This window comes from Martinezella multihospitum (assembly GCF_900094585.1).
Taxonomy (GTDB): domain Bacteria; phylum Pseudomonadota; class Alphaproteobacteria; order Rhizobiales; family Rhizobiaceae; genus Rhizobium; species Rhizobium multihospitium.
In genome coordinates this window covers 420567-439409 of the sequence record NZ_FMAG01000002.1, presented here as the reverse complement: position 1 = coordinate 439409, position 18843 = coordinate 420567, and the positions used below count along the sequence as shown (strand labels likewise).

22 protein-coding genes are annotated in these 18843 nt (G+C 59.8%); 12 read left to right on the top strand and 10 right to left on the bottom strand.

Going from position 1 to position 18843, the window contains the following annotated elements:
* The first annotated feature begins 8 nt into the window (after nucleotides 1–8).
* Genes GA0061103_RS08945 through GA0061103_RS08935 form a run of 3 tightly spaced genes read left to right on the top strand, consistent with a single transcriptional unit; the run spans nucleotide 9 to nucleotide 4881 of the window.
* Entirely contained in the window at nucleotides 9–1307 is a 1299-nt protein-coding gene (locus GA0061103_RS08945) for a M16 family metallopeptidase (protein ID WP_092709802.1), read from the top strand.
* Nucleotides 1308–1357: 50 nt separating this feature from the next.
* A complete protein-coding gene (locus GA0061103_RS08940) occupies nucleotides 1358–1972 on the top strand; it encodes a GNAT family N-acetyltransferase (protein ID WP_092709799.1) in 615 nt (204 codons plus the stop codon).
* Nucleotides 1969–4881 (top strand): EAL domain-containing protein, encoded by a 2913-nt coding sequence (locus GA0061103_RS08935; protein ID WP_092709796.1) that lies wholly within the window; start codon nucleotides 1969–1971, stop codon nucleotides 4879–4881. Before GA0061103_RS08940 ends, GA0061103_RS08935 begins: the two co-directional genes overlap by 4 nt.
* Nucleotides 4882–4923: 42 nt before the next feature.
* Here GA0061103_RS08935 and GA0061103_RS08930 read toward each other — a convergent pair whose 3' ends face one another.
* The 3 genes from GA0061103_RS08930 to GA0061103_RS08920 all read right to left on the bottom strand — a co-directional run bounded on the left by GA0061103_RS08930 (nucleotide 4924) and on the right by GA0061103_RS08920 (nucleotide 7015).
* Entirely contained in the window at nucleotides 4924–5979 is a 1056-nt protein-coding gene (locus tag GA0061103_RS08930; protein ID WP_092709793.1) for a zinc-binding metallopeptidase family protein, read from the bottom strand.
* Nucleotides 5980–6122: 143 nt separating this feature from the next.
* Nucleotides 6123–6314, bottom strand: a complete 192-nt coding sequence (locus GA0061103_RS08925) for a CsbD family protein (RefSeq protein WP_092711200.1) — start codon at nucleotides 6312–6314, stop codon at nucleotides 6123–6125.
* Between the two features lie 95 nt (nucleotides 6315–6409).
* Nucleotides 6410–7015, bottom strand: a complete 606-nt coding sequence (locus GA0061103_RS08920) for a YqgE/AlgH family protein (protein WP_092709790.1) — start codon at nucleotides 7013–7015, stop codon at nucleotides 6410–6412.
* Nucleotides 7016–7155: 140 nt separating this feature from the next.
* Here GA0061103_RS08920 and GA0061103_RS08915 point away from each other — a divergent pair, with 140 nt between their 5' ends.
* Together GA0061103_RS08915 and GA0061103_RS08910 are read left to right on the top strand one after the other, a co-directional pair.
* Entirely contained in the window at nucleotides 7156–7983 is an 828-nt protein-coding gene (locus tag GA0061103_RS08915; RefSeq protein WP_092711198.1) for a protein-disulfide reductase DsbD domain-containing protein, read from the top strand.
* Nucleotides 7984–8066: 83 nt separating this feature from the next.
* The gene (locus GA0061103_RS08910) at nucleotides 8067–8552 is read left to right on the top strand and encodes a peroxiredoxin (RefSeq protein ID WP_092709788.1); all 486 of its coding nucleotides are present in this window, start codon (nucleotides 8067–8069) and stop codon (nucleotides 8550–8552) included.
* A gap of 45 nt (nucleotides 8553–8597) precedes the next feature.
* Here the strand turns inward: GA0061103_RS08910 and GA0061103_RS08905 are convergent, their stop codons facing one another.
* The gene (locus tag GA0061103_RS08905; RefSeq protein WP_092709785.1) at nucleotides 8598–8906 is read right to left on the bottom strand and encodes a type II toxin-antitoxin system RelE/ParE family toxin; all 309 of its coding nucleotides are present in this window, start codon (nucleotides 8904–8906) and stop codon (nucleotides 8598–8600) included.
* The gene (locus GA0061103_RS08900; RefSeq protein WP_092709782.1) at nucleotides 8907–9152 is read right to left on the bottom strand and encodes a type II toxin-antitoxin system ParD family antitoxin; all 246 of its coding nucleotides are present in this window, start codon (nucleotides 9150–9152) and stop codon (nucleotides 8907–8909) included. It abuts the gene before it with no gap.
* A 181-nt stretch (nucleotides 9153–9333) separates the two neighbouring features.
* On the opposite strand from GA0061103_RS08900, the gene GA0061103_RS35555 reads away from it, so the two are divergent.
* From GA0061103_RS35555 to GA0061103_RS08885, 4 genes are read left to right on the top strand one after another with little or no spacing between them, the layout of a single operon-like run.
* Nucleotides 9334–9462, top strand: coding sequence for a hypothetical protein (locus tag GA0061103_RS35555; RefSeq protein WP_280949796.1), 129 nt, complete (start codon nucleotides 9334–9336; stop codon nucleotides 9460–9462).
* Nucleotides 9459–10241 (top strand): metal ABC transporter ATP-binding protein, encoded by a 783-nt coding sequence (locus tag GA0061103_RS08895; RefSeq protein ID WP_092711196.1) that lies wholly within the window; start codon nucleotides 9459–9461, stop codon nucleotides 10239–10241. Before GA0061103_RS35555 ends, GA0061103_RS08895 begins: the two co-directional genes overlap by 4 nt.
* Nucleotides 10238–11110, top strand: coding sequence for a metal ABC transporter permease (locus tag GA0061103_RS08890; protein ID WP_092709779.1), 873 nt, complete (start codon nucleotides 10238–10240; stop codon nucleotides 11108–11110). Before GA0061103_RS08895 ends, GA0061103_RS08890 begins: the two co-directional genes overlap by 4 nt.
* Before the next feature lie 19 nt (nucleotides 11111–11129).
* Nucleotides 11130–12032, top strand: a complete 903-nt coding sequence (locus tag GA0061103_RS08885) for a metal ABC transporter solute-binding protein, Zn/Mn family (RefSeq protein WP_092709776.1) — start codon at nucleotides 11130–11132, stop codon at nucleotides 12030–12032.
* Between the two features lie 48 nt (nucleotides 12033–12080).
* Here GA0061103_RS08885 and GA0061103_RS08880 read toward each other — a convergent pair whose 3' ends face one another.
* Both GA0061103_RS08880 and GA0061103_RS08875 read right to left on the bottom strand, forming a co-directional pair.
* Nucleotides 12081–12389 (bottom strand): Dabb family protein, encoded by a 309-nt coding sequence (locus GA0061103_RS08880; protein WP_092709773.1) that lies wholly within the window; start codon nucleotides 12387–12389, stop codon nucleotides 12081–12083.
* A 124-nt stretch (nucleotides 12390–12513) separates the two neighbouring features.
* Nucleotides 12514–13413, bottom strand: coding sequence for a LysR family transcriptional regulator ArgP (locus GA0061103_RS08875; protein ID WP_092709770.1), 900 nt, complete (start codon nucleotides 13411–13413; stop codon nucleotides 12514–12516).
* 100 nt (nucleotides 13414–13513) lie between these two features.
* Between GA0061103_RS08875 and GA0061103_RS08870 the strand changes: the two genes are divergently transcribed.
* The 3 genes from GA0061103_RS08870 to GA0061103_RS08855 all read left to right on the top strand — a co-directional run bounded on the left by GA0061103_RS08870 (nucleotide 13514) and on the right by GA0061103_RS08855 (nucleotide 16074).
* Nucleotides 13514–14122, top strand: a complete 609-nt coding sequence (locus GA0061103_RS08870; RefSeq protein WP_092709767.1) for a LysE/ArgO family amino acid transporter — start codon at nucleotides 13514–13516, stop codon at nucleotides 14120–14122.
* A 199-nt stretch (nucleotides 14123–14321) separates the two neighbouring features.
* Nucleotides 14322–15212, top strand: coding sequence for a dihydrodipicolinate synthase family protein (locus GA0061103_RS08865; protein WP_092709764.1), 891 nt, complete (start codon nucleotides 14322–14324; stop codon nucleotides 15210–15212).
* Between the two features lie 196 nt (nucleotides 15213–15408).
* Nucleotides 15409–16074 (top strand): YiiX/YebB-like N1pC/P60 family cysteine hydrolase, encoded by a 666-nt coding sequence (locus tag GA0061103_RS08855; protein ID WP_092709760.1) that lies wholly within the window; start codon nucleotides 15409–15411, stop codon nucleotides 16072–16074.
* Nucleotides 16075–16160: 86 nt separating this feature from the next.
* Here the strand turns inward: GA0061103_RS08855 and rnhA are convergent, their stop codons facing one another.
* The 3 genes from rnhA to ispH form a co-directional block, all read right to left on the bottom strand.
* Nucleotides 16161–16601, bottom strand: coding sequence for a ribonuclease HI (gene rnhA, locus GA0061103_RS08850; RefSeq protein WP_092709757.1), 441 nt, complete (start codon nucleotides 16599–16601; stop codon nucleotides 16161–16163).
* Nucleotides 16598–17563, bottom strand: coding sequence for a homoserine kinase (locus GA0061103_RS08845; protein ID WP_092709754.1), 966 nt, complete (start codon nucleotides 17561–17563; stop codon nucleotides 16598–16600). The genes rnhA and GA0061103_RS08845 overlap by 4 nt, the downstream gene beginning before the upstream one ends.
* Before the next feature lie 210 nt (nucleotides 17564–17773).
* Nucleotides 17774–18781, bottom strand: coding sequence for a 4-hydroxy-3-methylbut-2-enyl diphosphate reductase (gene ispH / locus GA0061103_RS08840; protein ID WP_092711194.1), 1008 nt, complete (start codon nucleotides 18779–18781; stop codon nucleotides 17774–17776).
* Nucleotides 18782–18843: the final 62 nt, after the last annotated feature.

Below are 18843 nucleotides of genomic sequence, written 5' to 3'. Positions count from 1 at the left end.
GACAGGCGATGACAGTGGAGTGCACCCGGCTAGCGTCCGGGCTGACAGTAGCGACCCAATCGATGCCACACCTCGAAAGCGTGGCACTCGGCGTTTGGATCAAGTCGGGTTCGCGTAACGAAACCGAGGCAGAACACGGTATCGCGCATCTGCTCGAGCATATGGCGTTCAAGGGCACGGCGCGGCGTTCGGCCCGGCAGATCGCCGAGGAAATCGAGAATGTCGGCGGCGAAGTCAACGCAGCCACCTCGACCGAAACCACCTCCTATTATGCCCGCGTGCTGAAGGACCATGTGCCGCTCGCCGTCGATATCCTTGCGGATATCCTGACGGAATCCGCCTTCGACGAGGAAGAGCTGGCGCGCGAAAAGCAGGTCATCCTGCAGGAAATCAATGCCGCGAACGACACGCCCGACGATGTCGTCTTCGACAAGTTTTCCGAAGTCGCCTATCGCGGCCAGACGCTCGGGCGCGCCATTCTCGGCACGCCGGAGACCGTCGTCTCCTTCTCGCCGGAACAGATCCGCCATTACCTCGGCCGCAACTATACAACCGACCGGATGTTCGTCGTCGCGGCCGGCGCGGTCGATCATGAAAGCTTCGTGCGTCAGGTCGAGGAGCGCTTCTCCAGCCTGCCGGCCAAACCGTCCGCTCCGCCCGTTATCGAGCCGGCCCGTTATATCGGCGGCAACATCCGGGAAACGCGCGACCTGATGGATGCGCAAATCCTGCTCGGCTTCGAAGGCCGGGCCTATCATACCCGCGATTTCTACTGCTCGCAGATCCTCGCCAATATCCTCGGCGGCGGCATGTCCTCACGGCTGTTCCAGGAAGTGCGCGAATTCCGCGGTCTCTGTTATTCGGTCTACGCCTTCCATTGGGGCTTCTCCGACACCGGCATTTTCGGCATTCACGCAGCAACCGGCGGCGAGAACCTGCCGGAACTTCTGCCCGTCATCGTCGACGAGCTGCGCAAGTCGTCACACGACATCCAGCAGCAGGAAATCGAGCGCGCCCGCGCCCAGATCCGCGCACAGCTGCTCATGGGCCAGGAAAGCCCGGCCGCCCGCGCCGGCCAAGTCGCACGTCAGATGATGCTTTATGGTCGCCCCATCCCGAACCAGGAGATGCTGGAGCGGCTGGAAGGCATCACGATCGACCGCCTGACGGATCTTGCCGGGCGGCTGTTCTTCGATACAGTACCGACGCTTTCGGCAATCGGGCCGCTCGAGCAGCTTGCGCCGATGGAAGACATCGTTACCTCGCTGTCGTCGCCGGCCCCTGCTTCCAGAAGCGCAAGCGGCTAAGGGCACGCCGCGGGCCTATGGGTTCAATTCTCGGGGGAGTGCTTGGCGGCATGCAAAAATCTGTCTTTCGGTTTCTCTCACGTCATCCGGACGCGGTTGAACTCGAAAACGACAATTATTTGCTGCGCCTGCCGCGCTATTCCGATTTCAATCAATGGCATAAGCTGCGAGCCGAAAGCCGCCGTTTTCTCGAACCATGGGAACCGACCTGGCGGCATGATGAGCTGACGGAAGGCGCGTATCGGGCACGCATCATCCGCGGCAAGCAGGAATACAGCTCCGGCCAGGCCATACCGCTCTTCATTTTCCTCAGGGAAAACAGAACGCTGGTTGGCGGCATCACGATCGGCTATATTCGCCGCGGTGCTGCGCAGAGCTGCATGATCGGATATTGGATGGGCGAACGCTATTCCGGTCAGGGCCACATGTTCGCCGCACTTCAGTTGGTTATACCCTATATCTTTTCCGGACTTGAGTTGCACCGAATTGAAGCAGCCTGTATTCCGGATAACGAGCGTAGCATGCGGCTTTTAGAAAAAGCCGGTTTCCAGCGGGAAGGTCATTTGCGCGGTTATCTTAAAATCAACGGTCAGTGGCGCGACCATGTGATGTTTTCAAGGTTGGCATCCGATACCAACCCGAACCGAAGCTTCGACCAGCGATGATCGCCGGACCCATGCAGACGTGGCCAATGGCCCGCCGGCTATGCGCCGTGATCGCGACGCTTGCAGCCGCCATGCTGCTGCTGATCGCCAGCGTGGCTGAAGCCGCCGAACCCGTGAAGATTTCCCGCGATGATACCGCCCTCGATCTGACGGCAACGACGGAAATCTACACCAATCAGGGCGAGGCCTTTCAGGTTTCAACTGCCGCTGGCGCCGACGGTATTCGACGCCGAATTGAGGTACGATCCTCCTCCCCAAACCACCAGGGCGATTGGGCGGTTTTCGCGCTCGCCAATGTCTCGGAAGAGCAGCTGGAGCGCGTCATCGTGGCACCGCATTTCCGTCTGGTGAACTCGAAGGTCTTCTGGCCCGATCTCGGCTCGCAGCGCATCGTCGCGATCACGCCGAGCGAAGGTTTCGCGCTCGACCGTCAGCCGAGCGACGAGGCTGACGTTTTCCGCATCACGCTGAACCCCGGCGCCGTCGTCACCTTCGTTGCCGAGCTTTCGTCACCAAACCTGCCGCAGCTCTATCTTTGGGAACCGAACGCCTACAAGGACACGGTCAACGCCTTCACGCTCTATCGCGGCATCGTGCTCGGCATTGCCGGCCTTCTGGCGGTGTTTCTGACCATCCTTTTCGTGGTCAAGGGAACCTCGATGCTGCCGGCGACGGCAGCACTCGCCTGGGCGGTGCTTGGCTATATCTGCGTCGATTTCGGCTTCCTCGGCAAGCTCATCAGCATCACGTCGAGCGACCAGCGAATATGGCGCGCCTGTGCGGAGGTGGCGCTCGCGTCGAGCCTGGTGATCTTCCTGTTCACCTATCTCAATCTTAATCGCTGGCATGCCCATCTCGGCTATGTGACGCTCGCCTGGGTACTCGGCCTTGCGCTGCTCTTCGGCGTGGCGATCTATGATCCGTCGATCGCGGCCGGTATTGCGCGGCTGTCTCTGGCGCTGACCGCGACCGCCGGCCTGCTGCTCATCATCTATCTCGGCTTTAGCCGGTATGACCGTGCCATCCTGCTCGTGCCCGCCTGGGCATTGATCCTCGTCTGGCTGTTCGGGGCCTGGATGACGGTCATGGGCAAGCTCGACAACGACATCATCCAGCCGGCACTCGGCGGCGGCCTCGTGCTGATCGTGCTCTTGATCGGCTTCACCGTCATGCAGCACGCCTTTGCCGGCGGCGCCTTCCAGCAGGGCCTGTTCTCGGATCTGGAGCGGCAATCCCTGGCGCTCACCGGTTCCGGCGATACCGTCTGGGATTGGGACGTCGCGCGCGATCGCGTGGTGACGACGCCCGATATCTCGATGAAGCTCGGCCTTTCACCCGGCACCATGCATGGCGCGGCGCGCAACTGGCTGCCGCGGCTGCATCCAGACGATCGCGACCGCTTCCGAGCGACGCTCGACGTTCTGCTGGAACACCGGCGCGGCCGGCTGAACCACGAATTCCGCATTCGCGCCGAGGATGGACATTTCCACTGGTTGTCGATCCGCGCCCGGCCGGTGCTCGGCTCCAATGGCGAGATCATCCGCTGCGTCGGCACGATCGTCGACATTACCGAGCAGAAGAATTCTGTCGAACGGCTGCTGCACGATGCCGTGCACGATAATCTAACAGGATTGCCGAACCGCCAGGTCTTCCTCGATCGACTGCAGGCCGTTCTGACGCTGGCGTCCGATGGAAATCAGCTCCGGCCAACCGTGATGGTCATCGACATCGACCGCTACAAGCTCGTCAACGATACGCTTGGCTTTGCCGCTGGCGACAATATCCTCATCGCACTGACGCGACGCCTTCGCCGCCTGATGAAGCCGCAGGATACGCTGGCGCGTCTTTCGGGCGACCAATTCGGCCTCATCCTCGTTTCCGAACGCGATCCCGCCAAAGTCGCGGACTTTGCCGATGCGATCAGCAAGGCGATCATGGTGCCGATCAATTTCGCCAATCGCGAGATCATTCTGACGGCTTCGGTCGGCCTGACATCGTGGGTCGATCAGCAGGAAAATGCGGCGGGTATGCTGAGCGATGCGGAACTCGCCATGTATCGCGCGAAGCGCGCCGGCGGCAATCGCGTCGAGCCCTTCCAGCCGGCGTTCCGCAGCTTCGGCACCGACCGGCTGCAGCTCGAAACCGATCTGCGCCGCGCCGTCGAGCGCAAGGAGCTCTCGCTCGTCTACCAGCCCATCGTTCGGCTTGAGGATGCAGAGATTGCAGGCTTTGAGGCGCTGATGCGCTGGGAGCATCCGAAGCGCGGCAATATTCCGCCCTCGGAATTCATCCCGATCGCCGAAGCCTCCGACATCATCGGTCCGCTCGGCATGTTCGCGCTGGAGCAAGCGACCAACGACCTGAAAGCATGGCAACGACAGACCGGCGACCTGCCGCTGTTCGTCTCCATCAACCTTTCCAGCGTGCAGCTCCTCAACAACGAGCTTTACGACGATATCCGCGCCCTGCTCGCCAAGACCCATTGTGACCCGAGCCGCATCAAGCTGGAGCTGACGGAATCGCAGGTGATGGAGAATCCGGAACAGGCGCGGCTCGTGCTCGACAAGCTGCGCGAAGCCGGCATCGGCCTTGCGCTCGACGATTTCGGCACCGGCTACTCCTCGCTCGCCTACCTCACCCGCTTCCCCTTCGATACGATCAAGCTCGACAAGGCGATGGTCCGCGACGATAGCGACAAGAAGGCTGTCCTGCTGCGCTCGGTCATTTCCATGGCACGCGAACTCAATATGCGTGTCGTCGCCGAGGGCATCGAGTCGGAAGAGGATGCGCTGGAGCTCGCCAAGATCGGCTGCAGCTACGGCCAGAGTTTCATCTTCGGTCCGCCGATGGGATCGGATTCGGTGATACGCCTGTTGAAGGAACGCTTTCCGCTGACGAAGCGCGCCTAAGGCTTTTCGCGAACCGTCATCGACAATGTGTGGCGCGCGCCATCAGGCGCCGTCGATCAATTCTCTTATATAGTCGAGCTTCGTGACCACCGGCGGCGAGAGAATAAAGGGATAGGAATCCGGCTGTCCCATGCTGCGCTGGATGGAATTGATCGCCACGCTCAAAGGGATCCAGGCGCTGACGATCTGCTCGGCGCTTTCTGCCTTGTAAGGATTGAAATCCACCTCGGCCGCCATATCGTGATAGCGATGGGGATCGATCGCCAGGCCGAAGGAGCGCGCCGTTTCCAGCGTATCGACGATGTGCAGATAATGCGCGAAGCATTCGGCGAAATCTTCCCATGGATGGGAGCTGGCATAAGCGCTGATGAAACTTTCCTGCCAATTCGCCGGCGGACCGTTGTCGTAGTGAGCTTGAAGTGCGGCGCCATAATCGGCGCGCTCGTCGCCGAAGACTGCGCGAAAGGCATCGAATTGCCCGCGGTCGCGGACAAGCTTGTCCCAAATGAAATGGCCGGTTTCGTGGCGGAAGTGGCCGAGCAAGGTGCGATAGGGCTCGTTCATGGAGGTCCGCGCCTGCTCGCGTGTCACGTCGTCGGCTTCGGCTGCTCGGATGGCGATCAGCCCCTCCTCATGGCCTGTCATCGCCGGGACCACGGTGCCGCCTTGCACCTCATCCTCGAGGAAGTCGAATACCAAACCACCTTGCGGGTCCTCCGCCCGATCGGGATGCGGCAGATTCCAGCGCAAGAGCGAATAGAACAGATGCCGCTGCGCCTGGCCGATGCGCCGCCAGCGATCTATGCCCTGCTCCGTGTCGGTGTTCGGCACGAGACGATTGTGCCGGCAGGCGACGCAATAGGGCTGCTGATCCTCGGCATCGATGAGCCAGTTGCAGATATCGAGATCGGCATTGGCGCAGAAGCGAAGGTGCCTGGCGGGCTCGGAAACCAGATGCCAATTCGGGCTCTCATCAGGCTCCAGCGCATGGATCGCCATAAGATCCGGGACGAAGCCGAGCTGATGGCCGCAACGAACGCATTGCCTGTTGTCGAAATGCACTGGCTGGCCGCAATGGTCGCAGGTGAAAAGCCGCATGCCCCCTCGCAAAGGATGATTGCCTGATACTCAACATTAAAGAGCCTGCCACGTTTCCGTAACAGGCTCTTCCTCCCAACATCGCTGCTTCAACGTCAATTCAACGGAGCAGCGACCATGGATTCGTGGATACAAGCAACCGGTTACATCCGGTCGACTGCGCCCTTGACCTTATCCTTGGCCTTGCCAACGGCTGTTTGCACCTTGCCCTTGGCTTCCTGGGCCGCACCTTTGGCGCGCATATTCTTGTCGTTGGTGGCCTTGCCGGCCATCTGCTTGGCCTTGCCGGCCACTTCATTCACTTTGCCGGATACCTTGTCGGTCGTGCTGCTCATATCTGACGCCTCCTTGGCTGGCACGGCGGTATTGCCGTTGCTCTGCCAGGAAAACGTCATGGGACCTCGTTTCGTTCCAAATTAACGCAATCGGCTCAGCTATGGCCGGCATGCGGCGACAGCATCGCGGGCTTGATACCCATAAGAGCAAGCGCCCGGTCATACTTGTTGTCGAGGCTGCGGTCGAAGATCAACTCTTCGTTGGCAGGGCAATTCAGCCAGCCATTATTGCCGATTTCCGCTTCCAGCTGGCCAGCGCCCCAGCCGGCATAGCCAAGCAGCATCGTCGCGCGCTTCGGGCCGCTTCCTTTCGAAATGGCCCTGACGATATCGAGCGTCGCCGTCAGGCTGATATCGTCGCTGACCGGAATGCTGCTGTCGCTGATGTAATCGTCGGAATGCAGAACGAAACCTCGACCGCTTTCGACGGGACCGCCGGTCTGGATCGGGAAATCGCGCGCCATCTGCGGAAGCACGATGGCATCGTCGTCCTTGATCATTTCGAGATGCAAGAGGACATCGGTGAATGTCAGCTTCTGAGCCCGGTTGATGACGAAGCCCATGGCACCGGCATCAGAATGGGCGCAGATATAAACAACCGTGCGATGGAAATTCCGATCCTCCATGCCAGGCATGGCGATCAGGAACTGACCGTCGAGAAAACCTCTTTCGCGTCTATTCTTCAGCGTCGATAGGGACATCGTGCCTCCTGACCGCAGTTCGCAACTGCGCCGCCTCATACCAAGATGGGGCAATGTCATAAATCAATCAACTGAAAATGATCATTTACCTCTTCGGTCGTGCTGGCTCCCGGCGACCCAATCCGCTAAATCCTTGTTCCATGATCGAAATAAGTACCGTTGCCCGCCTGTCGGCACTTCTCGCCACTTTGTTTTTCAGCACCGTGGTGGCCCATGCCGCAACGAGCGAGTGGATAGACAATCAGGGCGGCAGAATGCGTCTGATCGCACTGGCGCCGGACGCAGAAGGGCATATCCGCGCCGCCTTGCAGATCGAACCGGAGCCGGGCTGGATCACCTATTGGCGTGAGCCGGGCCAGGGCGGAATTCCGCCACAAATAACACCGGCAGCCGGCAGCGGCGTAACACTCGAAAGAGCAGACTACCCGATACCAAAATCGATCCGACTCGGCTCTATCCAGGAAATCGGCTACGACGCGCCGGTCACGTTTCCGCTTGCTCTGCGCGTCACCGGCAAGGCGCCTGCAAAACTTGAGCTGACGGCTTTCATCGGCCTCTGCAAGGATATCTGCATTCCTTTCCAAGCCGAGTATTCCCTGCCCTTGCCGGCAGATGTGCAGCCGACTTCGCATGAGCTGGCTTTGCTCGATGCGGCGAAGGCCGTGCTACCACAGCCTCCCTCTCCGGATTTCGCCGTCGAGAACCATAAGATCTCCACCGACGGCAAGAGCCTTTCCCTGCATCTGACACTGCCGGAAGCGAGCGGAAAGATGCCAGAGATCTATGTCACCGGGCCGTCGGGCTACGTGTTCTTTCAGCAAGCGAATGCGAAGCGGGAGGGAACTGCCTTCTCGGCCGATATAGTGATCGGCAAACTACCGAAGGACTATGATCCGAAGGGCAAAAGCTGGGGCATTCTGGTCGTCGATGGCGATCGGGCGATGGAAACCACCCTTGCGCTCGAATAGGCCGGATCTATAGTCCTCAGAACCGTCTTCATGCCATCGGCGGCCGTTCGAGCGCCCCGAGACAACGACCCAAGGAGAGAGACATGACTATCGCCATCGGCGACACGCTGCCTGCCGCCACCTTCAAGGAAAAGACCGCCGACGGCCCGGTTGAGATCAGCACCGAGCAGCTCTTTGCCGGCAAGCGCGTCGTGCTCTTCGCCGTGCCCGGCGCGTTTACGCCCACCTGCTCGCTCAATCACCTGCCGGGCTTTCTCGAAAACCGCGACGCCATTCTCGCCAAGGGCGTCGATGACATCGCGGTCGTCTCCATCAACGACTGGCACGTCATGGGCGCCTGGGCGCAATCATCCGGCGGCCTCGGCAAAATCCACTTCCTCGCCGATTGGGACGGCGTCTTCACCAAGGCGCTCGGCCTCGACGTCGATCTCTCGGCAGGCGGCCTCGGCATTCGCTCCAAGCGTTATTCCATGCTGGTGGAAAACGGCGTGGTGAAAACGCTCAATATCGAGGAAAGCCCAGGCCAGGCGACGGTTTCGGGTGCGGCTGCGATGATCGAGCAGCTTTAAGATTATTCAGATGGAAGAAACAGGGCGCCTCAAAGGCGCCTTGCTTTATTCTTCCTCGTTGAAATGAGTGTCGAAATCCCGATGTCCTTCAAGCACATTCAAAACCTCGAAGACATCGTCGACATAGCGGAAAAAGATCACGTAACCACGAAATGCAAAGCTGCGCATGTCGTCTTTCAACTCCGGTCGCAGGCGACCCATTTGACCGGGCAAGGCCGCAAGACTTGCGCATTTGCGGCGTAGCTCTTCAGTAAATTTCAAAGCGACCTTTGGGCTGCCGCTTTGGCGCGCTATAAACACAAGAATATCGAGGATGTTATCCTGCGCTGCGGCTGTATAACGAAGCCGAGGCACTCAATGGCTTTCTTTTGCCAGCTCGGCAGCCTTGGCTTCCAAAACAGCGCCAAGCTGCTCGTCAGATATATCGCCTCCGCGATCGATCGATGCCTCCAAAGTACGCCGTAGCGCCGCTATTTTCGCCTCACGCTCCTCTACGAGCCGGAGACCTTCGCGCACAACCTCGCTGGCGGAGCTGTAACGGCCCTCTTCCACGGTCTTCTCAACGAATTTTTCCCAGCGTTCACCGATAGAAACATTCATATGTGTCACCTCCTGCTGGCTCGATGAACCGCCGAATAACAGATAATGTACTATATATAGCATCAACGGTGGAGAGCACCAATTACCGGTGCCCAAAACCCTCAATTTACTCTCCGCCTCTTTTTCGCCGCAATTCATCGGCTACAACATGTAATGTTATTACATAATTGAGAGCCCCGAAATGCCTTTTGATCGTGATCCCTTCGCGTCGTCCCTCATGGGGCGCTCGGCGTTGATGCGCCTTGCCTATGTGGCGGTTGGCATTGCAGTGTTGTGGGCGGCTATCGGCTGGGCGGTGGCTCTGGCATGAACGATCTGATCCGCCTCAACAATCTCACCGTTACCTATGAGCGTCATCCAGCCGTACACCATATCTCGGGCGGCTTTGCTGCCGGCAGCCTCACGGCGATTGCCGGGCCGAACGGCGCCGGCAAGTCGACGCTGCTGAAAGCGATCGTCGGAGAATTGCGGCCGGCGGAAGGATCGATCGATCGCGGCACGCTGACGCGCAACGATTTTGGCTATCTGCCGCAGGCGGCTGATATCGTCAGACGCTTTCCGATCTCGGTCGCCAATACCGTCATGCTTGGCGCCTGGAAGAACGCAGGTGCCTTCGGCCAGTTTTCCCTAGAGGATGCCAAGCGGGCGCGCGAGGCGCTTGGCATCGTCGGGCTCTCGGGCTTCGAAAACAGGCATATCGGCTCGCTTTCGGCCGGGCAGTTTCAGCGCGTACTGTTTGCGCGGCTGCTGCTGCAGGATGCCCGCGTCATTCTCCTGGATGAACCCTTCACCGCGATCGATCAGCGCACGACGCGCGATCTTCTCGACCTCGTGCTGCGGTGGAACCGGGAGGGACGCACTGTCATCGCCGTCCTGCACGATTTCGAGCAGGTGCGAAGCTATTTCCCCGAAACGCTGCTGATTGCCCGCGAACTCGTGGGCTGGGGCAAGACGCAGGATATTATGAGCCCCGCCAATCTCATCAAGGCGCGCGCCATGGCCGAGCGTTGGGATGAGGAGGCCGCGACATGCCTGCCCGAAGAAGAGCATGACGACGGCGGCCTCGTGAAGCGGGAGCCCGCCGAATGACCGTCTACGATATCTTTCTCGCGCCCTTCGCGGATTATGGTTTCATGCGGCGCGCGCTGATCGCATGTATCTGCCTCGGCCTCGGCTCCGGGCCAATCGGCGTCTTCCTGATGCTCCGGCGCATGAGCCTGATGGGCGATGCCATGAGCCATGCCGTTCTGCCTGGGGCTGCCATCGGCTATCTCATCGCCGGCTCGCTGTCGCTGACCGCAATGGGGCTTGGCGGGCTCGTGGCCGGCCTTTCGGTGGCGCTGCTATCCGGCCTCGTCAGCCGCGCGACCGTGCTGCAGGAGGATGCGAGCTTTGCGAGCTTCTATCTGACCTCGCTGGCGCTCGGTGTCCTCATCGTGTCGTTGCGCGGCTCCAACATCGACCTGCTGCATGTGCTCTTCGGCACCATCCTCGCAATCGATGCGCCGGCTCTCTACCAGATCGGCGCGATCACGACGGCGACGCTTCTCGCACTCGCCGTCATCTATCGGCCGTTGGTGATGGAATGCTTCGATCCTGGTTTCCTGCGCGCCGTCGGCGGGCGCGGCCCGCTTTATCACTTCCTGTTCCTGCTGCTGGTCGTCCTCAACCTCGTCGCAAGCTTCCAGGCGCTCGGCACGCTGATGGCCGTCGGGCTGATGATGCTACCGGCCGCCGTCGCCCAGCTCTGGTCGCGCAGCCTGCCTGCGATGATGATAATCGCGACGGGCACAGCGACGGCCTCCGGCTATATCGGGCTGATTGCCTCCTATCACCTCGAATTCGCCTCCGGCCCGACCATCATCATCACCGCCAGCCTGATCTACGGCTTCTCCATTCTCTTCGCACCCTCGGGCCTTGCCCGGCGGTTCTTCCCCCGTCCCCATCTCCGGGGCTAATTCGAACAAGGAGACTCGCATGAACAAACAAAGACTGCTTCTCTCGGCGGCAGCAACGGCCTTCGTCGCCTTCGGCGTTGCCGCACCGGCTTCCGCCGAAACCCTCAATGTGGTCGCGTCCTTCACCGTGCTTGCCGACGTCGTCAAGCATGTCGGCGGTGACCATGTGAAGGTGTCGAGCCTCGTCGGCCCGAACGGCGATCCCCATGAATTCGAGCCGTCTCCGGCCGATGCCAAGACGCTGAACGCCGCCAAGGTCGTCTTCGTCAGCGGTGAAGGCCTGGAAGGCTGGATGGACCGGCTGATTACCGCATCCGGCTACAAGGGAACGCCTGTTGTCACCTCCGAGGGCGTCAACACCCGCACCATGGTCGACGACGGCAAGACGGTCACCGATCCGCATGTTTGGAACAGCCCCGTCAATGTGAAGGTCTGGGTCGCCAATATCGAAAAGGCTCTTTCCGCTGCCGATCCGGCCGATGCCGCCGACTTCAAGGCCAATGCCGAGCGCTATACCAAGGTTCTCACCGAACTCGACACCTATGCGCACAGCAAGTTCGACAAGATTCCGGACGATCGCCGCAAGGTGCTGACCAGCCATGACGCCTTTGGCTATTTCGGCCGCGAATACAAGGTCAGCTTCCTCTCGCCGCTCGGCGTCTCCACGGAAACGGAAGCATCGGCTGCCGACGTCGCCAAGCTGATCGAGCAGATCAAGACCGAGCATGTGAAGACCTATTTCTTCGAAAACTCGAACGATCCGCGCCTCGTCAAGCAGGTCGCCAAGGCGACTGGCGCCGAGCCCGGCGGCGAGCTCTATGTCGAGGCCCTCTCCAAGTCCAACGGACCGGCTTCGACTTACGAAAAAATGTTCCGTTATAACGTTGATCAGCTTGCCGCGGCGATGGCAAAGTCGAGCTGATCACTCAACGAGCACGGTCGCAGACATAGCTGCCTGCGACCACCCCGCTTAAATGTTGAAATCGAAGACCATCAGGCCAGCCAGACCGCCGTCCGTGGACGAAACGATCCGCTCGCCAACGGCGACGTGATCTGGATGCACCAGATAGGCGTCACGCGCCTCGGCGCTCTCGAAGGTGACGACAAATCCATCCGCGAAACCGCCATGCAGCCCCTCCGGCGAGACGTTCGGCCCGTGTTTCACATCGACAATGCCGGGAATGACCTTCTGCAAGGCGACGACAGAGTCGAAGAGCGCCCTCTTCTCGTCCTGTGTCAGGGCGGATTTGAGTCTAAGAAAAACGCAATGCAGGATCATAAGGCAATCTCCCTGGAAGTCGGGGGGAGCATAGAGGGAAAGGGCAGCCGGGCAAGGCACCAATTCGCGAACATTGCGTTCCAGTCGCGAGGCAAATGGCAACGTGTTTAGCTCGAAGCACAGCTCACGCTGACAGATGAGCTTTGGCAGCCGCAGTGATCTCGCGCGTCAGTTCGACAAGCCGGTCGGCCGCGAGACGATTCACTTGCCAATATAATGGAATGTCCAGCGGCGTGCCGGGGGTCAGCTCGACCAGGCGCCCGGCCTCCAAATGCTCCCGCACGAGCTGAATGGGATTCATCCCCCACCCCATACCTGCAAGGCTGGCATCAACGAAGCCTTGAGTCGAAGGCAGCCAGTGGCTCGGATAGGCAAAATCCTCTCCGAATGTCTGGCGTATCCACCGGCTTTGAAGCCTGTCCTTCTGGTTGAAGGTCAAGGCCGGCGCGTTCATGATCGCTTCCGGGGTAACGCCCTGTTCAAAATGCCGGGCAATGAAATCCGGGCTTGCCGTTGCATGGTAGCGAAGCGCGCCGAGGGACATGCGCCGGCATCCCTGGATCGGTTTTTCCAGGCCGGTGACGGCTGCAATGACCCGCCCGCGCTGCAGCCATTCGGCGGTATGATCCTGGTCGTCGATGGCGATATTCAGCAGATAGGGAGAGCGTTTGGCAAAACCGGATATGGCTTCCACGAACCATGTCCCGAGACTATCGGCATTCGTTGCAATGTGAAGCGTGACCCTTTGCTTGGGCTCCCCCGGATCGATGAGGGCCGGCAGACGCCCGAACAGCTCGTCTTCGAGCATGCCGACATTCTCCATATGGCGGCAAAGCCATTCGCCCTTCTCCGTTGCGGTGCAGGGATTACCCCTGACAATCAGGACGATGCCGAGGCGCTCTTCGAGCTGCTTCACCCGCTGCGAGACGGCCGAAGGCGTGACGTTGAGAATGGCCGCCGCCTTTTCGAAGCTGCCTGTCTGGACGACCATGGAGACGGCACGGAGAGCGGAATAATCGAGCATGGCTTAGTTTTTCTTAATCGGGATTAGCAGCATTAACTAGCCTAAATCTTCTTATGCCGATACCGGAAATGCTCATTGGTTCTGGAGCATTTCGGCAGGCATGAATTTTTCGATCTATATGACGGGCCTGATGATGGGGCTCAGCCTGATTGTCGCGATCGGCGCGCAAAATGCCTTCGTCCTGCGTCAGGGCCTTCGCAACGAGCATGTGTTCGCAGTCTGCCTTGCATGTGCGCTCTCCGATGCAGCGCTCATCGTGCTCGGGGTGACGAGTTTCCGCCAGATCTCCGCACTGCTGCCCTGGCTCGATCCTGTCATGCGCTATGCCGGGGCAGCCTTCCTCATCTGGTATGGAGCCAGGAGCCTCTACTCCGCCTTTCGTTCGTCCGCGGTGCTGGCTGCCGGAGAGACGAAATCATCGAGCTTCCGGCAGACGCTTGCCATGTGCCTAGCGCTCACCTGGCTCAACCCGCATGTCTATCTCGATACCGTCGCGCTGCTCGGCACGATCTCGACCCGGTTTCCAGGAAATGAGATTTCGTTTGCGACGGGTGCCATGACAGGCTCCTTCCTGTTCTTCTTTTCGCTCGGTTTTGGCGCGAGGTGGTTGAGGCCGATCTTCGTAAAACCCGCCTCCTGGCGCATTCTGGAAACGCTCATCGCCTTTACCATGTGGATGATCGCCACCAAGCTGCTGAGCGGTGTATGAGATTTCTGATGGATTCCCGGGCAGGCATTCGCATGCATCGTCGTGATGATGCTCGATCCTGGACCGGGAGCCGTATGAAACATTTGCGGCTGTCGGCGACGGCGCACGGTGATAGACGTGGACGAATTTGGACGCTGCTTTCGGCACGGCTGGTTGTCGCTCGCCGTCGTCGGGAAGCTGATGAAAGAGGAAGACAATCATGACACTCTTTACCGGTCTTTCGGCCTTTCCGATTACGCCGACCGATGCTTCCGGACACGTGGACGTTATAGCGCTCACGCGCCTGCTTGAACGCATCCGCCTTGCCGGTGCTGATTCCATCGGCTTGCTCGGCAGTACCGGCGGTTATGCTTTTCTTTCGCGCGACGAGCGTCGGCGTGCCGTCCAGGCGGCGATGACAAGTGTCGGTGGCAAGATTCCCGTCATCGTCGGAGTTGGAGCGCTGCGAACCGACGAGGCACAGGCATTGGCACGTGACGCCAAGGCCGCCGGCGCCGACGGGCTGCTGCTTGCGCCCATATCCTATACGCCGCTGATGGAGGAAGAAGTCTACCAGCACTTCGTTGCCGTCGCGGAGGCCGGTGACCTGCCGCTCTGCATCTACAACAATCCCGGCACGACGAAATTCACATTCAGTCATGCGCTGATTACGCGGCTAGCGAAAGTGGCGAATATCACGGCAGTGAAGATGCCATTGCCGTCGGCGAGCGATTTCAAGGGAGAGATGGCACTTCTGCGCCAGGAAACGCCAAAGGATTTTTCTATCGGTTATAGCGGTGATTGGGGAGCAGCGGCCGGGTTGCTGGCGGGTTGCGACTGCTGGTACAGCGTCGTCGCCGGCCTTCTGCCCGTCGAAGCGCTGGCGCTCACAAGGGCGGCCCAAGCCGGCGACACCGCCGAAGCCGAACGACTCGATCAAAAGTTCCAACCGCTATGGAGCCTGTTCAAAGAATTCGGCAGCTTCCGTGTGATGTATGCGATTGCGGAAGCGCTCGATCTTTGCAGGACCGATCCGCCGCGCCCGATCCTGCCGCTCTCTGAAGCCGAAAAGCCGCGAGTGAGAAATGCGCTGGATCATATCCTGACGTGACCGAGTCCTGTACTGCGCGGCAAGCCCCGCCTTATATCCCTGCCTCCAGGAAGTATCCGCTCGATGACTCCCGCTGGGATTGCGGCCAAATCGTCATCTGTTTCGTTGCCGGCCTTCCAGATGCCATCTTTCAGCGGGAGATGTCCTTTCAAGAAGACAAATTGATCAAAAGCTTTCAATTGGTTCCGGGGATGGCATGAAGAAGCTGATAGCCGCCGCGATCCTGTGCGCCTGTCTTGTTGCGGGAACACTCTATGCCACTGCCGGTGGCGATTATCCGCCGCTTAAGGATGGTGATCTGATTTTTCAGACATCGACCAGCAATCAATCAAGCGCCATCATATTCGCGACCGGCTCGACCTTTTCGCATATGGGCATCATCAAGAATGACCACGGCACCATCACCGTCATAGAGGCCGCAGAGAAGGTCAAGGAAACGCCGCTAAAGGCATGGGTCAGTCGCGGCTTGCTAAAGCGGATTGCGATCTATCGCGATCAGCGCCTCACGCCTGAGATGGCGCAGCGGCTCATATCCTATTCCCGCACGCTTTACGGCAAACCCTATGACCTTTTCTTCTCCTTCAACAACGACGCGATCTACTGCAGCGAATTGCCCTATCTCGCTTACAAGACAGTGGGTATGGAGATCGGCAAGGTGCAGAAAATATCGGAGCTGAACATCGACAATATGCTTGTCAGAAAGCTGGTCCAGTCACGATGGAAGCGCGACAGCGAATGCATGGAAAGCGGTTACGATTTCGATCAGTGCTATCGATACATCCTCAACCAGAGCCTCGTTACTCCGGTCAGCATTGCTAACGATCCAAATCTCAAAATGATCTACTCGAACTATCCACTATGATCGCGCGATGCCAAGCCTCGAGAAGAGTCCGAAACCGGAATAGCCCCTGGTGAAAAGCCTGAGCCGGGAACGAATGATCATCGTTCCTACTTCCGCTTAAACGGCTCCATGCCCTTCCGCGCCAGCTCGTCGGCCCGCTCGTTCTCCGGATGCCCGGCATGGCCCTTGACCCAGTGCAGCGTCACCTTGTGCCTGTTATAAGCCTCGTCCAGCGCCTGCCAGAGCTCGGCATTCTTCACCGGCTTCTTGTCCGCGGTCTTCCAGCCGTTCTTCTTCCAGCCGAAAATCCACTTGGTGATGCCGTCCTTGACGTAGACGCTGTCGGTGTAAAGATCGACCTCGCAAGTGCTCTTGAGCGCTGATAACGCCGAGATCGCCGCCATCAGTTCCATGCGGTTGTTGGTCGTTTCCGCCTCGCCGCCGCAGAGTTCCTTCTCCACCTCGCCGTAGCGAAGCACGGCGCCCCAGCCGCCGGGACCGGGATTGCCGGAGCAGGCACCGTCGGTAAAAATATCGACGTGCTTCATGCCTTCAGCCCGTATTCGGCAGCGGAAGCGATCTGGCGATGGAAGCGCAGCTTGCGCAGATATTCGATCGGATCTTTCTTGGTGACCATGGCGCCGGCCGGCGTCGTCAGCCAGTCGTAAAGCCGGGTCAGAAAGAAGCGGAGCGCCGAACCGCGGGCCAGCGTCGGCAAGGCGGCAATTTCGGTAGCACTCAGCGGCCGCACGCTCTGATAGCCTTCCAGCAGCGCCATGCCCTTGGTGATGTTGTAGGCATGATCCTTCTCGAAACACCAGGCGTTGAGGCAGATCGAGACGTCATAGGCGAGCTGGTCGTTGCAGGCGAAATAGAAATCGATCAAGCCGGACAGCGTGTCGCCGAGAAAGAAGACATTGTCCGGGAAAAGATCGGCATGGATGACGCCCTCGGGCAGATCCTTCGGCCAATGCTTTCCGAGGAACTCGAGCTCGCCGCGGATCTCATCCTGCAGACCGGCTTCGACTTCATCGGCACGCGCCTCGGACTTCTCCCAAAGCGTCTGCCAGCCCTCGAGCGACAGTGCATTCGGGCGGCGGATGGCAAAGCCCTCACCGGCAATATGCATGGCGGCCAGCGCCTTGCCGACTTCGCGGCAATGATGCGCCTCGGGCTTGCGCAGCCACATGCCCTCCAGGAAGGAGATCAGGGCGGCGGGACGGCCGGAGAGATGACCGAGCAAGGCGCCGTCGCGGCGCGGCAGCGGCAGCGGGCAGGACAGGCCGCGGCTTGCCAAGTGCTGCATCAACCCCAGGAAGAACGGCAGATCGCCCTTGTCGACGCGCTTCTCGTAAAGCGTCAGGATCAGCGGTTCGCGGCTCGTATGCAGCAGGAAGTTCGAGTTCTCGACGCCCTCCGCAATGCCCTTGTAGGAAAGCAGTTCGCCGACATCATATTCGGTCAGGAACCACTTCAAATCGTCTTCGGTAATATCGGTATAAACAGCCACGAATTATTCCCTTGATACATGCATGCCGCCGTAGCCACACGCCCTCGTGGTTCGAGACGGCCCCTTCGACAAGCTCAGGAGCGCCTCCTCACTATGAGGGCTGGTCCTTGGCACACGGCTTTAAGACTCCCTCCACCTCATCCTGAGGTGCTTTGCCGATGCAGCGACAGTGCCGAGCGGCTAGACCTCGAAGGACGAGGCGACCCTTCCTCAATCGCCGTTGACGAAGGCCATGTCTGCCGTCGTCAGCTCGATGCTGCGCAGCTCGCGATTGACGAGGAAATTCTCGGTTTCCTTCACAGTTTCAGCAAGCTCCACCACGGCATTGTAGCGGGCGCGGAAGGCTTCAATGATCTCGTTGACGATGACTTCTGGCGCAGATGCACCAGCCGAGAGGCCAACTGTTTTGATATCGCCGATATTGTCCCAGTCGATCTCGGCGGCGCGCTGGACGAGGACGGATTTCTTTGCTCCTGCCCTCAGCGCCACTTCGACGAGGCGCTTGGAATTGGAGGAATTCGGCGCGCCGACGACGATGAAGAGATCGCAGCCCGGAGCCGCCTCTTTCACCACTTCCTGGCGGTTGGTGGTGGCATAGCAGATCGAATCGGCGGCCGGCGCGGTGAGATTGGGAAAACGCTCCTGCAGCCGCGCGATGACGCCGGCGGTATCGTCGACCGAAAGCGTCGTCTGCGTGACGAAGCCGAGATTGTCGGGATCATCAGGCTCGTAGACGTCGGCATCCTCGACCGTCTCGATCAGCGACACGGCACCCTCGGGCAGCTGACCCATGGTGCCGATCACTTCCGGGTGGCCGGCATGGCCGATCAGGACGACGTGGCGGCCGAGGCGATTGTGACGCATGGCCTGTTTGTGCACCTTGGAGACCAGCGGACAGGTGGCATCGAGATAGAAGAGATTGCGCGCATCGGCATCCGCCGGCACGGATTTCGGCACGCCATGCGCGGAGAAAACGACGGGCTGGGCGCGATGCTCGGCTGGGATCTCATCCAGTTCCTCGACGAAGATGGCGCCCTTGGCTTCCAGACCCTCCACGACGTAGCGGTTGTGCACGATTTCGTGGCGGACATAGACCGGCGCGCCATAGGCTTTCAGCGCCAGAACGACGATCTGGATGGCGCGGTCGACGCCGGCGCAGAAGCCGCGCGGCCCGCAAAGCCGGATGGTCAGGTCAGGTTTGGAAACGGCTATGTTCATCTCTCTTCCGAAATCCGCAACGGTGGCTTGAGCATAGATAGGTGCTCCTGCCGCCTGCTCCA